Below are 22,334 nucleotides of genomic sequence, written 5' to 3'. Positions count from 1 at the left end.
TTACAAAAAGAAGAGCGGCAGCAAATAACACTTACTCCAAATTAATAGCTTTCATTTTATTATATAATGTTTTTCGATCGATATTCAGGATTTTAGCAGCCTTGGTTTTATTAAAATTAACTTCTCTCAGAACTTTTAGGATAGCATCATATTCTGCTTCCAAAGCAGCATTCTTCAAATCTCTAGGCCTATCAATACGTGAAGAAATGGAGTTTTCTATCGCAGAAGCTTTTGCATAGGTAGAAATTTCAAGAGGCAAAGCCTTTAATTGAATCTCCTGAGACTCCGTAAGCAAAGTCGCTCGCCTTACCACATTCTTCAACTCTCTTACATTTCCCGGCCAATTATAGGTCAAAAAACAATCTTCTACCTCTTCTGAAAAGCTTTGTACATTTCTTCCCAATTCCTGATTTGCCACACCTAAAAAGGTATTGGCAAAGACCATAATATCACTGCCCCGTTGGCTTAAAGGAGGCAGACTTATCGAAAACTCATTAAACCTATGGTAAAGATCTTCTCTGAATCTACCTTTCTGAATGGCATTAGCAAGATTCTCATTGGTAGCAACGATAATCCTCACATCCAGATCTATTTCTTTGGTACTGCCAATTCTTTTGATTTTTCTCTCCTGAACAGTCCTTAAAAGAGCTGCCTGTATTTCATAGGAAAGATTACCTACCTCATCCAGAAACAGGGTTCCGCCGTTCGCCATCTCAAAATGACCGATCTTAGTATAAAGAGCCCCGGTGAATGATCCTTTTTCGTGACCAAAAAATTCGCTTCCAGCCAACTCTTTTGTCAGAGACCCACAGTCCATTGCCACAAAAGGACGATCTTTTCGGGGACTGTTTAAGTGAATTGCCTTAGCAACAGACTCTTTTCCCGTACCGCTTTCGCCTGTTAAAATAACACTGTACGACGTAGGTGCCACCAATTGTATTTGCTTTAACAGTTCTTTGGAAGCTGCACTCTGGCCTGCTACAAAGTTCTCAGAAGAGTTATACGCCTGTTTTACAATTTTTTGCTTTGGTGTCTCTACAGAGGCTTCATTCTGATCAACATTCAATGCAATTTGAGTCTCTATGGCTTTATTGATCGTATTTAATATCTCATCAGGATACAAGGGCTTTGTGATATAATCATAAGCGCCTAATTTAATCAGCTCCACAGCCAATTTTATATCTGAATAACCAGTAATGATGATCACACCGGTACTTGGATAACTTTCTTTGATCTTAATGAGCATTTCCTTTCCATCTGTATCTTCCAGTCTGTAATCACACAAAACAAGATCATACATTTCTTTCGCCAAATATTCCATAGCCGCCACACCACTTGTAGCGGTTGAGACACTAAATGAATTTCTGGTTAAAAATCTAGATAACAATAAACCTATGTTTACTTCATCATCAACAATCAATATTTTTCTCATATCACGATTTATGGTTAGAGCGAATTCGTGAAATAAATATAGCTAGTTTTTTTATAATGGGAAATATTTTCTACACTTTTATGAAAAACACTCCACAACCTATCACACCTTGTTGAATTCCAATTATTTGAGAATTAAACCATTCTTAACAAGCGTAAAAGCGCTTTATAAATAGCTTAAAAAGCTATTTTCCGACGAAGCTGGCTTTTCTTTTTTCTAAAAAAGCTACTGTCCCTTCTTTAAAGTCAGCCGTTCCAAAACACCTGCCAAATTCCTCAATTTCAACATTGAACCCATTTAACCCTTCTGTTAACGAAGCGTTAATGGCTTTTATAGCACTGGCTACCGCAAGGGGTGCCCTAAGTTTAATTTTATTCAGTAATTCTTCAGCCTTTCCAATTAATTCCGACTGGGGAACAACATAATTTACCAGGCCAATTTTTTCCGCCTGCTCCGCGGATATCATATCAGCAGTTACAATCATCTCTATCGCTTTTCCTTTCCCTATAAGCTGTGTCAAACGCTGAGTGCCACCATATCCGGGTATCAGACCTAATGTAACTTCCGGCAACCCAAGTTTAGCATTTTCACTTGCAATACGCATATGGCATGCCATTGCAAGCTCAAGCCCACCGCCAAGTGCAAATCCATTTACCGCAGCAACGACCGGCTTAGGGCAGTTCTCAATAGCATCAAAAACATTAGCCTGGCCTTCTCTTGCCAGCAGCATTCCCTGCTCAATATTATAATCCGAAAATTCAGAAATGTCCGCACCTGCAACGAAAGCCTTTTCTCCCGCACCGGTTAAAAGAACCCCTCTAACCTCTTCATTACTGCTCGCAAAAGCGATTGCATGAGCGAGTTCTGCCAAGGTTGCTTTATTTAGTGCATTTAATTTATTTTCGCGATTTATGGTAATGTAAAGAATCCTTTCTTTTACTTCCGATAAAATATTTTGATAAACCATGGTTAGAAATTTCTATGTTCAGCAACCCAATTTTTAATATAATCAACGATGGTAACCATAGTGGTTCCCGGAGCAAATAATTCGCCTACCCCTATCTCTTTTAGTTTTTTCATATCAGTTTCAGGAATAATCCCTCCTCCGGTCAGCAATACATCATTTAAACCTTTTTGTTTCATCACATCAATGATCTTAGGAAAAACAGTCATATGGGCACCGGACAAAATTGAAATGCCTATTGCATCCACATCTTCCTGCAAAGCAGTGTTTACAACCATTTCAGGTGTCTGCCGCAAACCCGTATAAATTACTTCCATGCCTGCATCTCTTAGTGATGTGGCGATTACTTTTGCACCCCGATCATGTCCATCCAACCCAACCTTCGCCACCAAAACACGTATTGGCCTGTTTAATGTGTTGCTCATAATTTATACTAATAGTATGCGGTAAATGTAAGTAAATTAGCGGTTTTATGTTAACTTTGGACACTAAATTTACAGTTTTTATGAGTGAGGAAAGATCATTGAACTTTATTGAAGAGATCATTGAGAACGATTTAAATAGCGGAAAATACGAAACATTAATTACTCGTTTTCCACCGGAACCCAATGGATACCTGCACATAGGTCACGCTAAAGCAATATGCTTGAATTTTGGACTAACACAGAAGTACGGAGGGTATACAAACCTCAGGTTTGACGATACAAATCCCGTAACTGAAAAAACAGAATATGTTGACAGTCAGCAAAACGACATCAAGTGGCTTGGATTTCAATGGAAAAATGAACTTTATACCTCCGACTATTTTGATACATTATACGAGTACGCTGTAACGCTGATCAAAAAAGATTTGGCATATGTAGACCACAGTACGGCCGACGAAATTGCTGCGTTAAAAGGCACACCTACTGAGCCCGGTAAAGACAGCCCATACAGAAGCCGAAGTGTCGATGAGAATCTCGACCTTTTCAGTCGCATGAAAAACGGAGAATTCGAAGATGGAGCATGTACATTGCGCGCAAAGATTGATATGCAAAGTACAAACATGCTAATGAGAGACCCTATCATTTATAGGATCAAACATGCAGCACATCACCGTACAGGAAATAAATGGTGTATTTATCCGATGTATGACTTCGCACACGGACAGAGTGACAGCATAGAGACCATTACACATTCCATTTGTACTCTGGAGTATGTAGCTCACCGTGAACTTTATGACTGGCTGATTGAAAAACTCGAAATATTCCCTTCCAAACAATATGAATTTGCACGTTTAAACTTATCGTATACAGTTATGAGTAAACGTAAGTTACTTCAACTGGTAAACGAAGGCATCGTAAGCGGCTGGGACGATCCCCGCATGCCCACCATCAGCGGACTCCGCAGACGTGGATATACTCCAGAAAGCATCCGTGAATTCTGTGAAAGAATAGGTATTGCCAAAAGAGAAAATATCATTGAGCTCAGCCTTCTCGAGTTCTGTGTACGTGAACATCTCAATAAAACAGCCAATAGAGTAATGGCTGTATTAGACCCGATAAAACTAATCATTTCCAACTACCCTACAGGAAAAGATGAAGTTTTGTTAGGAGAGAATAATCCAGAAGCGGAAGATAAAGGCGGAACAAGAGAAATACCTTTCAGCAATGAATTGTGGATTGAACGTGAAGACTTTATGGAAGAGCCGGCAAAAAAATGGTTTAGACTGGCTCCAGGTGCAATGGTGAGACTAAAGCACGCTTACATTGTTAAATGTGAGGATTTCAAAAAAGATGAACAAGGGAACATTACTGAAATATATTGTTCTTATATCCCAGAATCAAAAAGCGGCGAGGATACTAGTGGAATTAATGTAAAAGGCACGATCCACTGGGTAAGCAGCAAACATGCTAAAAATGCAGAAATCAGAATTTATGACCGTCTTTTCACGGTAGAATCACCTGATGCTGAAGAAGGCGATTTTAAGGACTACATCAATCCAAATAGCATGGAGATCATAAAACATGCTTATATCGAACCTTATCTTGAAAATGCAGACAAGGACTCAAGATACCAGTTCATCAGAAAAGGATATTATTGTGTAGACAAAGATTCTACTCCTGGAAATCTGATCTTTAACCGTACTGTTGGGCTGAAAGATGCCTGGGCAAAAACCAATAAATAAAAAAGGGGCTTAAGCCCCTTTTTTATTACATATACTTCTTATAAAGGTTGTATAAAATCAATTTGTCTGCAGGAGTCAGCTCCTGACTAATGTCAGTTTGAACAAAATGAATCTTAAATGCCTCTATCGCTGCTTTTAGATTCTTAACGTCATACCCAATAATGCGTAATGCGGATACCGCATCAAAATCAACCGGAGGCATCTTTAACACACTATCATACCATAGTCCAAAGCCTTTTTCTGCAAGCTTTTTCCAGGGAAAGTTCTTCGGGTCATTTTTGCGGCCCGGCGCCACATCAGCATGACCAATAAAGTTAGCTACCGGAATATTATATCTTTTTTTGAGATCGGTAAGCACGCTGATCAATGCATTTATTTGTACATCAGAAAAGGGCTCGCTGCCGGTATTATCAATTTCAATCCCAATTGAAGCTGAATTCAAATCTGTCTCGTTGCCCCATTTACTTACTCCTGCATGATTAGCTCTCAGGTAATCATTCACCAATTGAACTACCTTTCCGTCCCTGCCAATAAGGTAGTGTGAACTGACGCCTTCTTTTTTACGCGTAAATACCTTTATTGTAAGATCTGAAGACGTTTGCGCAGTATGATGAAGGACAACATAATTTGGTTTACGAATACCAAAATTCATAGATCCTACCCACATTTGCTGATCTGGCGGCAATGTGGTTATTGCCTGATTTACCGGAGGCATAGACTTGATAATTTCTGAATATTCCTTAGCCTGGCTTTTATAAATTTTATTGGTCGCCGCATACTTTCCAGTCGAACAGGAAGCCATGCACAGCAGCATAAATGCAAAAAAGCTATTTATATGAATTTTATTGCGATACATCATAATGAGTAGATAGAAGATGTGAAATTACTATTTTTTACTATTTTAGTCGCAATTAAATCGATATGTGAATCTTGTATTTTCAATACACGTTACATAACCTATAAAATTAACTTACATATGAAACACATTAGCAAAGCAAATCTTTTTATTGCTGGATGCTCAATTATTGCCGGAATCGCTTCCTGTACCAACCCCCAGGGCAATAGCAATAACCAAAACAAAAAAACATCTTTGGCTGAAGACAGTCTTCAAAAATATGTGGATGAACGCCTTGCTATTTACGAAACGGTAAAACTAACCACAAATATAAACGACCTGACAGTCAATGAACGCAAGATATTGCCTCTGTTAATTCAGGCCGCAAAAATAATGGACGAACTATTCTGGAAACAGGCTTACCCGCAAAGAGACAGTCTGCTCAATTCCATTAAAGACGAAAAGACAAAATCCTTCGTATGGATCAATTATGGCCCATGGGACAGATTAAATGGGGATAAGCCCTTCATTTCTGGAATAGGACCAAAACCGGATGCCGCAACATTCTATCCGGCAGGAATGACCAAAGATGAGCTCAAAAATTCTGATGTAAAAGACAAGTATGGTCTATACTCAGTGATTAAAAAAGATAGTACAGGAAAACTAAGTTCCATACCCTATCACATATTGTTTGCTACAGAATTGCAAAAGGCATCAAGCCTGTTAAAACAAGCAGCTTTACTGGCAGAGGACGAAGGCTTTAAAAAATACCTCAATCTTCGTGCAGATGCGCTTGTGTCCGACAATTACACAGCAAGCGACTATGCCTGGTTAGATATGAAAACCAACAATCTGGATATCATCATCGGTCCTATCGAGAACTATGAAGACAAATTATTTAATGCCCGCGCCTCGTATGAAGCTTATGTATTGGTAAAAGACAAAGTATGGAGCAAACGTCTGGCTAAATATGTAAGTATGCTCCCTGAACTACAACAAGGCCTGCCTGTTGAAGCTAAATATAAAAAAGAAAAACCGGGCACAGATTCTGAACTCAATGCATATGATGTGGTTTATTATGCGGGCGATTGTAATGCAGGATCCAAAACAATTGCAGTAAACCTTCCTAACGACGAAATCATTCAGCAGAAGAAAGGCACGAGGCGGTCTCAATTGAAAAATGCAATGAAGGCTAAATTTGATAAGATCCTTGTTCCTATTGCCAATGAACTGATAGACAAAGAACAACAACAATACATTAATTTCGATGCCTTCTTTGCAAACGTTATGTTTCACGAGGTAGCGCACGGACTCGGAATAAAAAATACTATAACTAGTAAAGGCTTTGTAAAAGAGGCGCTCCAGGAACAATATTCATGGCTGGAAGAGGGAAAAGCCGATGTTCTGGGATTGTATATGGTTACAGGCCTGCTTAAAAAAGGAGAACTTGAAGGTGACATTAAGCAATTTTATACCACATACATGGCTGGAATTTTAAGATCTGTAAGGTTTGGTGCTGCAAGTGCGCATGGTAAAGCGAACATGCAATGCTTCAATTTCTTTAAAGAAAACGGAGCATTCATCAGAAATGACAATGGAACTTATAAAGTCGACTTCCTTAAGTTTGAAGATTCCATGAACAAATTAAGCCGGCTTATCCTCACTTTGCAGGGAAATGGCGACAAGGCGGCTGTTGAGAAAACACAGAAAGAAAATGCTGTAATTTCGGCAGAGCTACAGTCAGACCTCGACAAATTAACTAAAAAGGGCATTCCTGTAGACGTTATTTTCGAACAGGGAGTTGATGTCCTTGGCGTAAAATAACTGCCATTAAACACAAAAAAGCCGGTGTAGGAATTACATCGGCTTTTTTGTGTTTAAATATTAGAGTAAGACGTATTTACTTACGATATCCTCAAGTTCCTGAATATCAAAAGGCTTGGATAGATAATCGTCAGCTCCGGCCTCTTCTGCAAGGGCTTTAACATCATTATTGGCCGAAAAATAGATAACAGGGATGTTTTTTAAAGTCTCATGCCTTTTAAGCTCCTTAGTCGCATCAATCCCCCCCACATCAGGCAACCAATTGTCCATAAAAATAATGTCGGGTGTAAAAGATAAAACCTGATCTATAATATCATTAGACGTGGATGAAGTCTTGATATCATAACCGGCATCCTCTAATATGATTGTGCACAACTCCAAAATATCGGGATTATCATCAAATACAAATACTCTTTTATTCTTATCCATTCAGTCAGATATTAATTAGGCCAGCAAATTTATAAAATCTCCCATATCTTCTATGCCTAATATATGATCTATTTTTACATGCAGATTAGCCTGAGCTGGCATGTAGGCGACTTGTGCCGATTTAGGATCCTGAATTAAGGTTTTACCTCCCCACAATTGAACACTCTTTAAACCGTTCACACCATCAGAATTTGAACCCGAAAGCAATAAACAATATAATTTACTTTTATAAACTTCTGCCGCGGTCTGGAAAGTCACATCAATAGCCGGGCGTGAATAATTTATTTTTTCTGAATAATCTAAGGAGAAGGTCTTGTCCCGTTCTATAAGCAGATGATAGTCCGATGGAGCAATGTAGACCGTGCCGGCAACGATGCTTTCTTTTTCATCTACCTCTTTTACGATTAACTTTGTCCGACTGGACAGCAAATCGGCGAGTAATGAATCCGAACCATGTTTTCTGTGAATGACTATAATTATAGGAAATGGTATTTCCGCATCAATCTTTGGAAGTAGCCTCAAAAGAACTTCTAAGCTTCCTGCAGATCCCCCGATTATAAATGCTTCACACTTTTTCATATCTCCACCTTCCGCCAAATTTTCTCTGTTTGTAACCGCTTATATCGATTAGTGATTTGCGAAAAATTTATAGTCTCTTTTGTTCCCAGAGCCAGATATCCTAATTCTTCCAAACTCTCATCAAAAAGACCAAGGACCTTGTGCTGAAGATCCCTGTCAAAATAAATCAATACATTCCGGCATAAAATAAGTTGAAATTCATTAAAGGAATGATCGGAAACCAGGTTATGAGTTGAAAATATAATCTTACTTTTCAATTCATCATCAAATTTTGCCAGGGAATAGTTAGCCGTATAATAGCTGGAAAAATCCTTCGTGCCTCCTGACAATATGTAATTCTCTGAATATTGTTTCATTTGGCTCATTGCAAACATGCTTTGAGCTGCCTTTTCCAATACGGTCGGATTCAGATCTGTCGCATAAATCAGAGACTTATGCAGCAGATTTAGCTCTTTTAAAATAATTGAAATAGAATACGCTTCTTCTCCTGTGGAACATCCCGCCAGCCAAATCCTGATGAAGGGATAAGTGCCAAGTTTTGGAAGTACCACGTCTCTTAATGTCTTAAAAAAAGAAGGATCTCTGAACATCTCAGTAACATTAACTGTAATTTGCTCTACAAATCTTTTAAAATAGATATGATCATTGTTTACGCGGTACCTGAATTCAGCAAAGCTAACTGCCTTGTCCAAACCGTACAACCTTGAAATGCGTCTTTTCAAAGACGCCCTTGAATACCCTGTAAAATCATACCCATACTGCTCCAGGAGATCTGAAAGAAGTATCTCTACCTGTTCATCACTAATTACAGATAATTCCAATTTTAAACATACTTTTTCAACAACCCTGTTAATTCATCGACATTGATTGGCTTAGACACATAACCTGAGGCTCCCGCGTTCAGGCATCTTTCTCTATCCCCTACCATCGCCTGTGCTGTTACTGCAATCACCGGAATGTGCTTTAGTTCCGGAATCAGGCTCATTTGAGCCATTGCCTGGTAACCATCCATCTCCGGCATCATCATATCCATCAATACAACTGCCACATTCTTATCTTGCTTCAGCAGGTCAATTCCATCCTCTGCACTTGTTGCAGACAAGCATTGATACCCCTTTGACTTTAAAACAGCCTTCAGGGCAAAAATATTCCTGTTGTCGTCATCAATAATTAATACTTTACTCGTCATATACTAAACCTTGTCATAAAGCCAAACACGCAATAATGATATCAGCTGATCAATATCTACCGGTTTTGAAATGTAATCAGATGCCCCTGCGGCAATACATTTCTCCCTATCGCCCATCATTGCTTTGGCAGTAACAGCCAAAACCGGCAATTGTTTGTATGCAGGTATCTTTCTAATCTCCTTTGTGCTCTCATATCCGTCCATCTCCGGCATCATCATATCCATTAGCACAATATCAACCAAAGGATTCTCACGAAGTATCTGAAGGGCTTCTTTTCCGTCCGTAGCAGCCAGCACTTTCATCTTATGCTGTTCCAGAGCTTTGGTTAAAGAAAATATGTTTCTTACGTCATCATCGGCTATCAATACCGTTTTATTGTTCAGCACCTCATAAAGTCCCCCAAGCTTTTCAGACGCGGGTTTCTTCTTGTCTGTCTCCTTCGCTTCTACAAGGTGTAAAAACAATCCTGCCTCATCCAGTATCCTTTGATAGGAATGAGCAGTTTTAACGACAATAGAGTCTGCATACTGCTTAATCCTGCTTTCTTCTCCTTTAGAAAGATTTTTCCCGGTAAAAATAATAATAGGAAGATGCTCCAGACCGTCACTTTTCTTTATGGTCTCCAATGTTTCATAGGCATTCTTATCAGGTATTCCCATATCTAAGATTACACAATCTACTTCCTTCTTATGCAGGGCACCAATACTCTGATTTACATTGTTCACCACCTCTGTATTGATGTTATAGTTACTTAAAAAATAGCTCAATGCTTCTGCATGTTGTTTATTCTCTTCAACTATTAACACCTTTTTAGGGTGCCTGCTCAATGCATGTTCCAATTTCTGGAAAATCTGCTGCATATGTTCCAGTGCAACAGGCTTATTGATAAAATCAACAGCTCCCATTAAAAGACTTTCCTTTTTGACTTCCAGAGACGACATAATATGCACAGGAATAGGTCTTGTTTCCGGGTTAGACTTTAATTCTTCCATTACCTGCCAGCCATCCTTTACAGGAAGCTGGATATCCAGCAATATCGCCAAAGGCTTATATTGGTTTGCCATCTCTATTCCAACATCCCCTCTTACTGCGACAATACCTTTATAATTTCTTTTCCTTGTAAAACTAAGTAGCGTCTTAGCAAAACCGGTGTCATCTTCCACGATCAGAATTACCTTATCTTCCGGCTGAATGTTATCTCTGTCATCCTCTATATCCTGAGGAATCCGGTCCACCGTGAACCTCTCCGGCAGACTTTCCTTTGTTTGTTCAAAGGAAACTGATGTCATGACCGCATCCTGCAAGGGCAGTTGTTCTGCTACAACTTTTCTGTCTACAGGAACTGAGAAAGTAAATTCACTTCCCACATTCTCCTTACTGGTCAGTTCAATTTCGCCTCCAAGTAGTTTAGCCAGCTCCCTGCTGATGGAAAGTCCTAACCCTGTTCCACCGAATTTACGGCGGGTAGATCCATCTGCCTGTTGAAAAGCCTCAAATATCAATCCCTGCTTATCCGCAGGAATTCCAATACCTGTATCAGTTACCTTAAACAGAATCGATTTCTTCGCTTCGTCCCTTTTTACAGTCAATGAAACCTTGCCTTGATCTGTAAACTTAATGGCATTGGACAATAGATTTTTGAGTATCTGCTCCAATCTCATTTTATCGGTATTGATAGGCACCATATGCTCCTCTACATCAATAATCAGCTGGAGCGCCTTATTATTAGCCAAAGGAGCAAATAATGAGCGCATATCTGTGGCGATCTCATTAATATTCACATCAGCAAACTCCAGTTTCATTTTCCCTGCCTCAATTTTGGAAAGATCGAGTATTTCATCAATCAGGCCTAGCAATCCCTGTCCGGAACTCTGGATCACCTCTGCATATTCGATGTATTCTTTGTCCAGCTCTTTATTATCCGACATTAGCTTCGAAAGCAATAAAATAGAATTCAGCGGAGTGCGCAGTTCATGCGACATATTTGCAAGAAACTCTGATTTATACTTAGTGCTTTGCTCCAATTGCTCCGCCTTTTGCTGAATATCGAGATTCCGCTCTTGTATCAGTTGATTCTTTTCCTCGAGCAGACTGGTCCTTTCTTCAAGCTCCTGGTTGCTTTGCAGCAGTTCTTCCTGCTGCACCCTCAACTCTTCTTCAGAAGTTTGTATTTTCTGGGTCTGTGCTTCCAGCTCTGCATTCAATCCTTCCAGCTCACTATGCTGAGCCTGTAGCTCTTCTGCCTGCGCCTGCGTTTCTTCTAATAACTCCTGTAGTCTCCTGCGATTCTGAGCAACATGTATCGCGATACCAATGTTATTGGAAATGCTATGGAAGAATTCCAGCTGCAAAGGTGTATAAGGAGTTAGGGATCCAAATTCCATGACCCCGACAATTTCATTACTCCTGAAGATAGGAATAGCAGCAATATTTCTTGGTTTTGTATTTCCTACTGCATAACTAATCGTCATTTCTCCATCAGGAATGTCATTTATTAGAATTTGCTTTCCAGATTTAATCACCTGCCCCGCTATACCATCTCCTATGTTTAAAACATGTTTCTTAAAATCTGGCGCCAATGAATATCCGCCTTCCAGGTAAAGCTTTTTATCTTCACCAAGCAGATAAAATGCTGCGACAATGCTATGGGTATGTTCTATTATATTTTCGAGAATGTCGGTCGCAAGTGCATCTACACTTTTCTCTCCAACCATTTTATCATTCAGGTTTGCAATTCCAGACTGAAGCCATTCCTTATCTGCCAGCAACGAGAATGAATATTGAAGAGATTCAGCCATAGCATTCAATGAACCGGCAAGGCTTCCCAGGCCGTCTTTCATTTCATCATCCAGCCTGATCTGATAATCACCACTAGAAATCTGTGCGGCAATGCCCTGGATCACCTCAATTCTATTATCAATCTCTTCATTCTTCTCCTGAAGTTCGCGCTGAAGCGCCAATCGTTTACTAAAGTCTAAAGACACTCTCCTATAAAAAAAATAGGTGATCAGGATCGCAAGCGCCGCAGCGATGAGTATCAAAATGGGTGTATAACCTGCAAACTTATTCATGCTGGCTGTCCGCTCCTCTAACAACCGCCGTTCCTCGGTCTGCATTTTTTTGATGAGCGCCCTTGCCTTATCCATGTAAACCTTGCCTTTCAGCAATTCAGCTACGCTTACATTGCCCCCTCTTCGTTTTATAGTAACTGTATTTTCCAGGATATTTAATCTTTCCTCGATAATCGCCTGCAGTTTTTTAACATCCTGCTGTTGAAAAGGATTGTCCTGCGTTTCAATCGCCACATTCCCCAGCATATCCAAAGCCTTTTCTTTTGCTCCCTGGTAGGGTTCTAAAAACACTGCTTCTCCGCTAAGCAAATAACCTCTCTGACCCGTTTCAGCATCCTTTAACGTCGAAATCACGCCATCCAGGTTGTTCATAACCTGATTGCTATGCGCTACCATGTCTGAGCTGGCAATCAGGTTTTTTATACTTAAATATGATGCCAGTGAAGTAATAAAAAGTATCAGTAATGAGATTCCTAATCCGATACGTAAATTATTTCTTAATGATATTTCCTTCATATAAAATGATATTTCTAGTCTGTCTCTGTACCCGAATTAAGGGGCAAAATGAAATAAAACTCCGAGCCTTCGCCCAACTTACTTTTTACACCAACTTCTCCTTTGTGTCTTCTGATAATCTCTGCTGAAATGTATAGCCCAATTCCAAGGCCCTGGAAATGTATAGACGTTTCTTCAACTCTATAAAACTTATCAAACACACTTTTATGAAGCTTTGGCTCTATACCAATGCCGAAATCCCTCACACCCAAATAAACACTGTCTCCCTCAAGGCTGGCATTGATTTGAATCTCATTCGTGCCGGGAGAATATTTTATAGCATTCGTCAAAAAGTTAATGATGACTTGTTCAATCCGCATTTCATCTGCAAATATTTCCCGTTCGATTTTACCATTTCTGATGATTTTAAATTCAGGGTTCGACTGATGAATAATGTCTACCACACTATCTAACAAACAATCAATGGAAAAAGATTTTTTATTGAACTTTAATTTACCACTTTCGATTTTCGATATGTCCAGAAGGTCAGCAATCAATTCATTAAGCTTCTCAAGTTGTACCTGTGCTTTACCCAAATGCTTTTTAACGGTAGGGATATCTCCCTTTTCCACACTTCTTCCCAACAATTGCATATATCCTTTTACACTTGTCAGCGGTGTTTTCAACTCATGACTGGCAATACTGATAAACTCATCCTTCTTCCGTTCGGCCTGTTTCCTGAATTCAATCTCATCCAGCAAGGCTTTTTGAATCTCAATTAACTTACGGCTCTGCTCATAGATGCGGTAAAAAGTCTTTACCTTAAGCAAAAGAATATCCATATCAACAGGCTTCGTGATGTAATCGAGCCCTCCTGATGAGTATCCTTTTGTTATAAATTTTAACTCCTTATTTACTGCCGACAGAAATATAATTGCTGTTTCTTTAGCCTTACTGTAGCCAGAAATGGCTTCAGCGACTTCAAACCCGTCCATGCCAGGCATCTGAACGTCCAGAATAATCAGGACATATTCATTTTTAAGCACCTTTTTTAATGCTTCTTCTCCGGAGGATGCTGTATCTACTTCAAAATTGTGCCGCTCAAGAACCCGCTTTAAGGAAATAAGGTTCTCGGGGGTATCATCTACAATTAGTATCATTATTAAAAATAAACAGGCTTACTATTTGTCTAGTAGTTTCGCCATAAAGTTATACAACTCTGAATAATATCAAAGGCTTATGTGCATATCGTATTAAAAAAATTGCAAAAACGCCGGCAACAGCGCTAACTATAAGATTAACTATAATTGGTTTGAGTTAAAAGTATCGCCCTGGTTAATATCTCCCGTTTCGAATCCCTTTTTAAACCAATACATGCGCTGCGCAGAAGTACCATGTGTAAATGCGTCAGGTACAACTTCTCCCTGAGCCTGCTTCTGCAGTTTATCGTCCCCAATGGCATTTGCAGCATTTAAAGCCTCTTCAATATCTCCTTCTTCCAGTTTAAAGTCTTTTAAATTCTGTGCGTGGTGCGCCCATAGGCCTGCAAAAAAATCTGCCTGCAACTCTAGTTTCACGGATAAGCGATTGTATTCCTTTTCGCTCACCTGCCCTCTAGCCTGCTGTAGTTTATCTGATATACCCAATAAGTTTTGTATGTGATGCCCAACTTCATGTGCAATGACATAGGCCTGCGCAAAGTCCCCTGCTGCCCCAAACCTGTCCTTTAGGTCGGTGTAGAATGAAAGATCTATATATACCTGGTGATCACCTGGACAGTAGAATGGCCCGACTGCAGAGCTTGCATTTCCGCAGGCAGATTGAACCATATTGGTAAATAATACCATTTTCGGCTTTTCGTATTCTCGGCCCATTTGTTGAAATTGCTGCTCCCATACCTGGTTTGTCGATTCCAACACCCCATCCACAAATTTACCTTCTGCATCTGTTGGGTCCCCGGTTTTACCTTCGGTTTGCGAAACATCCCCAACTGGCAACTGACTAACTAATCCACTTAGATCTTTACCAAAAAATAAGCCTAATACAATTATGATAATACCAACGCCACCTCCTAGTTTTGCGCCTCCGCTCATCCCCCTCCGGTCGTCAATATTACCGCTTCCTTTACCGAACCACTGCATAATAAATTTGTTTAATTTGGTTTAACAAAACCTTTGCGGCAATTGTTATACCAAATTAAACAAAATCAGGCGGCATTACCCAAAAGCCTCTATCGCCGTTTTAATTCTTTGCTCCGTTTCAGAAGCGCCGAGGGCTACCGCGATATCAAATACCCCTGGCCCAAATTTACCTCCAACAAGCATAATTCTAAAAGGCAACATCAGCTCTCCCGGTTTAAAATTATGCGTTGCAGCCAGATCTTTAAACTTTTCTTCCAATTGTACCGACGATAATCCTTCAGTTAACAGCTGAGCATAGGCTTCAAAAAATGCGGCTTTTTCTACTGTCCATTTTGGTTGTACAGCCGGTAAATCGTATGCTTCCGGACCAGTAAAAAAGTATGATGCCTGAGCTACAAAATCTGTAAGCAGGTTACAACGATCTTTTATCAGGTCAATTATTTTGGTCAGGTAGGCATCATTATTAAGGACAATACTTTGTTCTGCAAACGCAGCTTTTACCCCCGGTAGCAATTCATTTGCGGGCGTATTTTTTATCCACTCGTGATTGTACCATTTTGCTTTTTCGAAATCAAATTTCGCTCCCGCTTTACTGATCCGCTCTACTGAGAATTTCTCAATTAGTTCATTCATTGAAAACAGCTCCTGATCAGTGCCGTCATTCCAGCCCAGCATTGCAAGCAGGTTCACGAAAGCCTCGGGCATAAAACCAAGTTCTTTAAAGCCCTTGGTCAGATCTCCGGTTTTAGGGTCTGTCCAATTTTGCGCATACACAGGAAAACCCAGTCTATCTCCATCACGTTTGCTCAGCTTTCCATTACCATCCGGTTTCAAAATCAATGGCAGGTGTACCCACGCAGGCATTTCGTCTGCCCAGCCCAGGTACCTCCAAAGTAAAATATGTATCGGTGCAGATGGCAACCACTCTTCTCCTCTAAAAATATGGCTAATCTCCATTGCCCTGTCATCAGCAACCACCGCGAGATGATAAGTAGGCATCCCATCGGCTTTTAACAAAACTTTATCGTCTACCAGGTTGGTATCAAAACTTACATGCCCTCTGATCAGATCTGTAAAAGAAACGAGTTCGTCTTTCGGCATTTTTATCCGAACTACATACGGTGTATTACCGGCGATAAGGGCAGCGACTTCTTCTTCAGTCAAAGTAAGTGAATTGCGCATTTCAGACCTGGTATTTTGTCCGTATGTAAAGTTCGGCACCTCCTTGCGTTTGGCCTCCAGTTCTTCAGGCGTATCAAACGCATAATAAGCATAACCATCAGCAATCAGTTGATCTGCATATTGTTTATAGGTTGCTTTTCGCTCACTCTGACGATAAGGACCAAACGCCCCTTCTTTTTGCGGACTTTCATCCGGTGTCATTCCACACCATTCAAGACAAGAAGCAATATATTCCTCTGCCCCCTCCACAAAACGCGTCTGATCTGTGTCCTCTACACGCAATACAAACGTTCCATTGTGCTTTTTGGCAAATAAATAATTAAACAAAGCGGTACGCACACCACCTAAATGCAGCCCTCCCGTTGGGCTGGGGGCAAATCTTACTCTTACTTTCTTTTCCATATTAATAGCAGCAAAGATATATTTTTGTAATTTGCCTTCATAATCTATGAATCCTTACGAGAAAAAGCGACGCTGGAAGTTCTTCTTACTATTCTTTGCCATTATTATTGGCGCCGCTTCCGTATTTTACAGTGATTTCTTTGTAAAAAAAATGGAACGTGAAGAAGCGCTTCAATTTCAGTTATTTGTAAAAGTAACTGAACAAACGATAGTGATGTATGATGACGACCGCTACACCGGATTGATCGACCTGATCAGGGCAAATACAAAATTGCCCATTATCGTTACCAATGCAAAAGACGAAATACAAACCTATCGAAACCTGGATTCGACAAAAACTCTCTACGACCTTCAAAAAAAAGAAGGCATTAATTATGATCTACCCTATTTTCAAAGAGAGTTAAGAAAAATGAAAGAGCAGCATCCCCCAACGCCCATCACAGGAGTGGAAGGAGATGGTTCACGATTATATATCTACCATAAAGACTCCGCTACACTTACACAGCTCCGTTATTTCCCATATATACAACTTGGCGTTATTGCCCTATTCCTGCTCACTGCATACGTAGCATTCAGCTCAGCCAGAAAAGCCGAACAAGATCAGGTATGGGTCGGTATGGCCAAAGAAACTGCCCATCAGCTGGGCACACCGATATCTTCACTCATGGCCTGGGTAGAGCTCATTAAATCTCGCTTCAATGCGGAAGAAGACCCCCTCATTGCTGAAATGGAAAATGATATCAAACGACTGGAAGTGATCACAGACCGTTTCTCCAAGATCGGTTCAAAACCAATAGTTGAGGATCACGTAGTTTATACTGTGATCTACAATTTTGTGGAATATTTCAAACTAAGAACCTCAGATAAGATCATTTTTTCAATTATTGGCGATGAGCAGGTACGTGCGATGCTAAACGTCCCGCTATTCGACTGGGTAACTGAAAACCTGCTGAAAAATGCGGCAAATGCAATAGAAAATGAAGGAAAGATCACCATAAACATCATTGAAAACCTCGCCAAGGAAGAAGTATTTATTGATGTAACAGATACAGGAAAAGGAATAAACCGGTCTAAATTTGATGCCGTATTTCAACCCGGATATACTACACGTAAGCGCGGATGGGGGCTTGGATTATCATTGACTAAGCGTATTATTGAAAATTACCATAGCGGACAAATTTTTGTAAAGGAGTCTGAACTTGGAAAAGGTACGACCTTCCGGATCATTTTAAAAAGCAGCATTACATATGAACCGACCTCAAACACATGAGTACCCCGCATGGGGCGAGACTTACATCAAACTGGTTGACGGAGATATTATGGAAATCCTTGAGCGCCAGGCAGCAGAGTTTTCAGATTTCATCAATAACCTAGTTGAAAAAGCTGACTATGCATATGCACCAGGAAAATGGACCATTAAAGAATTAATAGGCCATATTATAGATACTGAGCGCATTCTTGTTTACCGCCTCACATGTTTTGCAAGGGCAGAACAACATGCTTTACCTGGATTTGAAGAGGATGATTATGTAGCCAATGCTCACTTCTCTGACAGAAGCCTCCTTAGTTTTTCTAACGAATTCGGATTGCTTCGCCAAGCCAATCTTTATCTTTTCAAATCTCTTGGTGAGGAAGAACTCAACCGCAGCGGCACCGCCTCGGAACGTCAAATTACAGTGAGGGCTTTATTATTTGTAATTGCAGGACATATCATTCATCATACCCAAATTATTAAAGAAAGATATTTATGATCTGGTTTGCCGAATTTACACCTGAAAAGTTAAATGATCGCCCTAAAAACCACATGGGTGCATTTTTAGACATCAAATTCACAGAAGTAGGAGAAGACAGTCTTACGGCCACCATGCCGGTAGACGAACGGACACATCAACCAGCGGGTATTCTGCACGGGGGAGCTTCAGTTGTTTTAGCCGAAACATTGGGCAGTGTTGCATCTTATATGTGCATAGACCCGGAAAAATACCTGGCTGTAGGCTTAGAAGTCAACGCAAACCACTTACGCCCTGTAAAAAGCGGATTGGTTACAGGCATTTGTAAGCCGCTGCATATTGGTGCAAAAACCCACATCTGGGAAATCAAAATCTACAATGATAAGGGAAAAATGAACTGTGTCAGCAGGCTTACTGTTGCCATTATTAACAAGCCTGCTTAATTTAAGCTCGACTTGTTCCTCTAATCAACCATACTCACAATGACCTTCTTACCGTTCACTTTAAATCGTACATCCCCGGTAAGCTCAAATACTTTCAGCGCGTCTGCGATATTATCTTCCCTGGTTATCGCTCCCCCAAAAATTAGCTCTTCAGCAGCTTTGTCCTGATAAATTACCTCTATGTCATACCAATGGCCGAGAGCGAGCAGGATGTCTTTTAAGCGCTCATTACGAAAGACCATCTCCCCCTTCATCCAACTTACTGCATCTTCAGGGTCAACAGTACTTATGGTTATCGGCATTTTACCATTCAATATGGATTGCTGACCGGGTTTAAGGGTCACGGTACGGCCAGGCAGGTCTTTCGCACTCGAAAGCAGAACCTTTACGCTTCCTTCAAGTAATGTTGTTTTCGTTTTTTCATCTTCGTACGAGCTTACATTAAAATGCGTACCCAATACTTCTATTCTCTGATTTTTACTCTCCACAAAAAAAGGAATCATCTTTTGGATGTGGTCATCTGTCCCGGAGGAAGAGCGCATCTTAGCTACTTCAAAATACCCTTCACCTTTCAGCTTTACATTTCTTTCATCCTCTTCAAATTCAGCAGGAAAATGAATAGCGGACATGGCATTTAGCCAAACTCTGGTGCCGTCGGCCAATGTAACCCGGTATGTTTTACCTCGCGGGGTACTCAAAGTCAGCTCCGTTCGGTCGTCTCCAAAAACCGCACCCTCGATCTCAGTACCGTCTTCATAAACCAGTTTATGATCTTTAACCGCAATTCCTTTATTTTGATCATTAAGCGCAATCTGCTCTCCATCTGCTAAAGTCAGGATCAGCTCTTTGTTAGCGTTTAAAGCCAAAGCAGGTGATAATTCATCCTGTAAGGACAACCTATTTTGAAAAAACAACCATCCGATGCCTATTAATAACACCAAAGCGGCAACTGCACCGATCCTTTTGAATTTTTCTATGCGACGATAACGCACAATTCTAATAGAAATCAAGGCTGTTTCCAGATCGAAATTCAGTTTATGATAATAAGCATTCTGTCCATTTTCTCTATGGTCTAAGAATGCAATCAACTCTTCGTAACTAACCTGTTCTACAAATCGTGTGTCTTTGTACAGGGGCAACCCCATTACACCATGATTGCGCATCATGGTTATGGCTTCTATTACCAATAATCTTGGATGTAATCTAATCTCGTTCACTAACTTATTTTTTTTAGATTCTATCCATCTTAAAGTACAGATGTAAAAATCCTGGATACCTTCAATTTAGAGCGCAACAAATGTATCACAATAATATTAAAAAAAGTGGGACTCTAATTACCAAATCCTGAACTTTAATCATCACTAAATCATATTCTTACACGGATTGCCCTTCAATAAATCAAAGAGGGCTATAGAGGCCTGTTTCTACCATACTTTTTCGTAAAAGCTTCGTATCTGTTTCGTACCTGCTTCGGATAAAAGGTACCCTTTTCCGAAGCAGGTACGTATCATTCCCCCTTCTGTTACGATACTGTCCAAGGGAAGTTCTCTTCCTAAGACTTAGAGATTAGCATACAAAAGTTGTTATAACAGCAGCTCATAGCTGCTTACACTGCCAACATTAGTAATTTATTTTGCAGCACATGGTGATAAATTACATTCAAATAAAATAAATCAATATCTTTGGCGCATTAAGAATTTTTACAATGACAAAACAAGAAGAAAACAACAGTTTTGACTGGGTTTATTACGTATTAGGCCTGTTTTTTGGGATTTTAACTGCAGTAAGCATTTCAGGAAACTTTTTCTGGTGGGTTTTTGGTGGTATCCTTGGATTCATTTTCTCTGCTATTTTCCTTAACGGGATCGTTAAAGGCCGGGAATACTAGTCATATAGCCACAAGTTTTAAACATCATCGTTATCATGAAGGCATTCAGGTTAATTGCATTGTTTACTGTTTTAGCTCTTGGGGCCAATGCTCAGGAGGTAAAATTCCCTGCTCTTGACAGTAGTCCAGCAGATATTGTATATTATCCGTTAAATGTCGCCAAAGCGAAAGATGATTCCGCTCCTTTAATTAAAGTCATTTATTCAAGGCCATCAAAAAAAGGCCGCGAAATTTTTGGTGTGTTGGAGCAATATGGCAAAATTTGGAGACTAGGCGCTAATGAATCTACAGAAATAAAGTTTTATAAGCCGGCGACTATCGAAGGCAAAAAAATTAAAGCCGGAACGTATAGCCTGTTCGCGATCCCAAATAAAGACAAATGGGTGCTTATCTTCAATAAACAACTTGATAAATGGGGCGCATTTACTTACAATCAACAGAAAGATGTGATGAGGGTTGAAGTTCCGGTTAAAGCACTGGCAAAACCACAGGAAGTACTTGCCATTACATTTGTTCCCGCCGAAAAAGGCGCCCGGTTAATTATCGCATGGGATTCCACACAGGTGGAATTACCTATAGGAATTTAAATTTCTTCTCAGGAATTTATCAAAATAAAACAAAGCAATAATAAGATCGGCAAACAAGAATGCTTTCAGGAGCAATGAATATGTCGATTTTTCCATGGCAAAACTAAATTTCAGTTGCATTGCTGGCATGTTATGCTCCAGGTTACTGTTGGCGAACATATAAACAATAGCCGCAGTGATAGCGCACACAAAAATTGCCGCAATACTGTAAATAATCCTTTTGTCTACTTTTGTTTTAAGCGATACAGGCGGCATTTCAAGTTTTGCCTGCTCCATCACATTTCTTGTAAATGACATAGAGGGCGCATCAAGCTCCATCCCTTTTAACAATTCATCAAGTCTTTCATCTGTTAGTTTCATATCAACTCCTTTACTTCGTCCTTTAATAAAAGCTGCAGCTTCTCTTTCAATTTAATCCTTGCCCTGTGCAGTTTCACCTTAACTGTATTGCTCGTCATACCCAGCGCCGTCCCAATTTCTTCAAGGCTCTGCTCCCCCTTATAAAACAGCGTAATGATTACGGCATCTTCTGCTGAAAGCATATCTATGGCCATATTCAAAAATACATGGCCAGACTTCTGTTCTACCAAATTAGTATTAAATTCTGATACATGGTTCTCCAGCTGCAAAGCATTTTCTTCATCGTCAATCGATTGGGTCTGCATCCTGTTCTTACGCAAAAAAGACATCGCTGTAGTATAGGTTATTGTATACAGCCAAGTAGAAAACCTGGAGGTTTGTTTATACGTCCCCAATCCGCGATAGGCTTTTATAAAGCAATCCTGGGCAATTTCTTCTGCATCCTCTCTATTCTTTACAAACCGAATGGCTAGTGTAAACACGAAACGCTGATGGCGCTTTACCAGTTCGGAATACACCGTGGTATTGCCCGTCAGCACTTCGGCTATCAAGTCTTCATCTGTTTGCTGCTGCATATTTGAGGTATGACGCTCCATGCATGCCGCAGGTTACAAA

22 protein-coding genes are annotated in these 22,334 nt (G+C 40.1%); 7 read left to right on the top strand and 15 right to left on the bottom strand.

What is annotated here, in order from left to right; translation table 11 throughout:
* Positions 1-31: 31 nt before the first annotated feature.
* The 3 genes from R2Q78_RS07265 to R2Q78_RS07255 form a co-directional block, all read right to left on the bottom strand.
* Positions 32-1,432 (bottom strand): sigma-54 dependent transcriptional regulator, encoded by a 1,401-nt coding sequence (locus tag R2Q78_RS07265; RefSeq protein WP_316790332.1) that lies wholly within the window; start codon positions 1,430-1,432, stop codon positions 32-34.
* A gap of 184 nt (positions 1,433-1,616) precedes the next feature.
* On the bottom strand, positions 1,617-2,399 hold the full coding sequence (locus R2Q78_RS07260; protein ID WP_316790330.1) for an enoyl-CoA hydratase/isomerase family protein: 783 nt from the start codon (positions 2,397-2,399) through the stop codon (positions 1,617-1,619).
* Between the two features lie 2 nt (positions 2,400-2,401).
* Positions 2,402-2,821, bottom strand: a complete 420-nt coding sequence (locus R2Q78_RS07255; protein WP_316790328.1) for a cobalamin B12-binding domain-containing protein — start codon at positions 2,819-2,821, stop codon at positions 2,402-2,404.
* 80 nt (positions 2,822-2,901) lie between these two features.
* Between R2Q78_RS07255 and R2Q78_RS07250 the strand changes: the two genes are divergently transcribed.
* Positions 2,902-4,563, top strand: coding sequence for a glutamine--tRNA ligase/YqeY domain fusion protein (locus R2Q78_RS07250; protein ID WP_316790326.1), 1,662 nt, complete (start codon positions 2,902-2,904; stop codon positions 4,561-4,563).
* Between the two features lie 25 nt (positions 4,564-4,588).
* Here the strand turns inward: R2Q78_RS07250 and R2Q78_RS07245 are convergent, their stop codons facing one another.
* The gene (locus R2Q78_RS07245) at positions 4,589-5,419 is read right to left on the bottom strand and encodes an N-acetylmuramoyl-L-alanine amidase (protein ID WP_410478484.1); all 831 of its coding nucleotides are present in this window, start codon (positions 5,417-5,419) and stop codon (positions 4,589-4,591) included.
* Between the two features lie 120 nt (positions 5,420-5,539).
* On the opposite strand from R2Q78_RS07245, the gene R2Q78_RS07240 reads away from it, so the two are divergent.
* Positions 5,540-7,222 (top strand): dipeptidyl-peptidase 3 family protein, encoded by a 1,683-nt coding sequence (locus R2Q78_RS07240; protein WP_316790322.1) that lies wholly within the window; start codon positions 5,540-5,542, stop codon positions 7,220-7,222.
* A gap of 60 nt (positions 7,223-7,282) precedes the next feature.
* Here the strand turns inward: R2Q78_RS07240 and R2Q78_RS07235 are convergent, their stop codons facing one another.
* From R2Q78_RS07235 to gltX, 8 genes are all read right to left on the bottom strand, one after another.
* A complete protein-coding gene (locus tag R2Q78_RS07235; protein WP_316790320.1) occupies positions 7,283-7,651 on the bottom strand; it encodes a response regulator in 369 nt (122 codons plus the stop codon).
* 15 nt (positions 7,652-7,666) lie between these two features.
* Positions 7,667-8,230, bottom strand: a complete 564-nt coding sequence (locus R2Q78_RS07230) for a chemotaxis protein CheB (protein ID WP_316790318.1) — start codon at positions 8,228-8,230, stop codon at positions 7,667-7,669.
* Entirely contained in the window at positions 8,227-9,051 is an 825-nt protein-coding gene (locus R2Q78_RS07225; protein WP_316790317.1) for a protein-glutamate O-methyltransferase CheR, read from the bottom strand. Before R2Q78_RS07225 ends, R2Q78_RS07230 begins: the two co-directional genes overlap by 4 nt.
* Before the next feature lie 2 nt (positions 9,052-9,053).
* Positions 9,054-9,419, bottom strand: coding sequence for a response regulator (locus R2Q78_RS07220; protein WP_316790314.1), 366 nt, complete (start codon positions 9,417-9,419; stop codon positions 9,054-9,056).
* Between the two features lie 3 nt (positions 9,420-9,422).
* Positions 9,423-13,007, bottom strand: a complete 3,585-nt coding sequence (locus tag R2Q78_RS07215; RefSeq protein ID WP_316790312.1) for a response regulator — start codon at positions 13,005-13,007, stop codon at positions 9,423-9,425.
* 14 nt (positions 13,008-13,021) lie between these two features.
* Positions 13,022-14,146, bottom strand: a complete 1,125-nt coding sequence (locus R2Q78_RS07210; RefSeq protein WP_316790310.1) for a hybrid sensor histidine kinase/response regulator — start codon at positions 14,144-14,146, stop codon at positions 13,022-13,024.
* 141 nt (positions 14,147-14,287) lie between these two features.
* Positions 14,288-15,127 carry a neutral zinc metallopeptidase gene (locus tag R2Q78_RS07205; RefSeq protein ID WP_316790308.1) on the bottom strand — a complete coding sequence of 280 codons (840 nt, stop codon included), beginning with the start codon at positions 15,125-15,127 and terminating at the stop codon, positions 14,288-14,290.
* A 75-nt stretch (positions 15,128-15,202) separates the two neighbouring features.
* Positions 15,203-16,711, bottom strand: a complete 1,509-nt coding sequence (gene gltX / locus R2Q78_RS07200) for a glutamate--tRNA ligase (RefSeq protein WP_316790306.1) — start codon at positions 16,709-16,711, stop codon at positions 15,203-15,205.
* 46 nt (positions 16,712-16,757) lie between these two features.
* On the opposite strand from gltX, the gene R2Q78_RS07195 reads away from it, so the two are divergent.
* Genes R2Q78_RS07195 through R2Q78_RS07185 form a run of 3 tightly spaced genes read left to right on the top strand, consistent with a single transcriptional unit; the run spans position 16,758 to position 18,884 of the window.
* Positions 16,758-17,981 carry a HAMP domain-containing sensor histidine kinase gene (locus tag R2Q78_RS07195; RefSeq protein WP_316790304.1) on the top strand — a complete coding sequence of 408 codons (1,224 nt, stop codon included), beginning with the start codon at positions 16,758-16,760 and terminating at the stop codon, positions 17,979-17,981.
* Complete coding sequence (locus R2Q78_RS07190; RefSeq protein ID WP_316790301.1) at positions 17,959-18,462, top strand: DinB family protein; 504 nt, start codon at positions 17,959-17,961, stop codon at positions 18,460-18,462. Before R2Q78_RS07195 ends, R2Q78_RS07190 begins: the two co-directional genes overlap by 23 nt.
* Positions 18,459-18,884, top strand: a complete 426-nt coding sequence (locus R2Q78_RS07185; RefSeq protein WP_316790299.1) for a hotdog fold thioesterase — start codon at positions 18,459-18,461, stop codon at positions 18,882-18,884. Before R2Q78_RS07190 ends, R2Q78_RS07185 begins: the two co-directional genes overlap by 4 nt.
* 20 nt (positions 18,885-18,904) lie before the next feature.
* On the opposite strand, the gene R2Q78_RS07180 is transcribed toward R2Q78_RS07185, so the two are convergent.
* Positions 18,905-20,101: a FecR family protein gene (locus R2Q78_RS07180; protein ID WP_316790297.1), complete on the bottom strand. Its 1,197-nt coding sequence runs from the start codon at positions 20,099-20,101 to the stop codon at positions 18,905-18,907.
* A 488-nt stretch (positions 20,102-20,589) separates the two neighbouring features.
* Here R2Q78_RS07180 and R2Q78_RS07175 point away from each other — a divergent pair, with 488 nt between their 5' ends.
* Complete coding sequence (locus R2Q78_RS07175) at positions 20,590-20,772, top strand: hypothetical protein (protein WP_316790296.1); 183 nt, start codon at positions 20,590-20,592, stop codon at positions 20,770-20,772.
* A gap of 35 nt (positions 20,773-20,807) precedes the next feature.
* Positions 20,808-21,359 carry a DUF2911 domain-containing protein gene (locus R2Q78_RS07170; protein WP_316790295.1) on the top strand — a complete coding sequence of 184 codons (552 nt, stop codon included), beginning with the start codon at positions 20,808-20,810 and terminating at the stop codon, positions 21,357-21,359.
* Here the strand turns inward: R2Q78_RS07170 and R2Q78_RS07165 are convergent.
* Together R2Q78_RS07165 and R2Q78_RS07160 are read right to left on the bottom strand one after the other, a co-directional pair.
* Positions 21,342-21,719 (bottom strand): hypothetical protein, encoded by a 378-nt coding sequence (locus R2Q78_RS07165; RefSeq protein ID WP_316790293.1) that lies wholly within the window; start codon positions 21,717-21,719, stop codon positions 21,342-21,344. The genes R2Q78_RS07170 and R2Q78_RS07165 overlap by 18 nt on opposite strands.
* Entirely contained in the window at positions 21,716-22,315 is a 600-nt protein-coding gene (locus R2Q78_RS07160) for a sigma-70 family RNA polymerase sigma factor (protein WP_316790292.1), read from the bottom strand. Before R2Q78_RS07160 ends, R2Q78_RS07165 begins: the two co-directional genes overlap by 4 nt.
* Between the last annotated feature and the right edge of the window lie 19 nt (positions 22,316-22,334).

The organism is Pedobacter frigoris (genome assembly GCF_032678645.1).
In the GTDB taxonomy this organism is placed as follows: domain Bacteria; phylum Bacteroidota; class Bacteroidia; order Sphingobacteriales; family Sphingobacteriaceae; genus Pedobacter; species Pedobacter frigoris_A.
The sequence above is the reverse complement of the archived record's forward strand: the minus strand, read 5'-3'. Positions and strand labels throughout refer to the sequence as shown.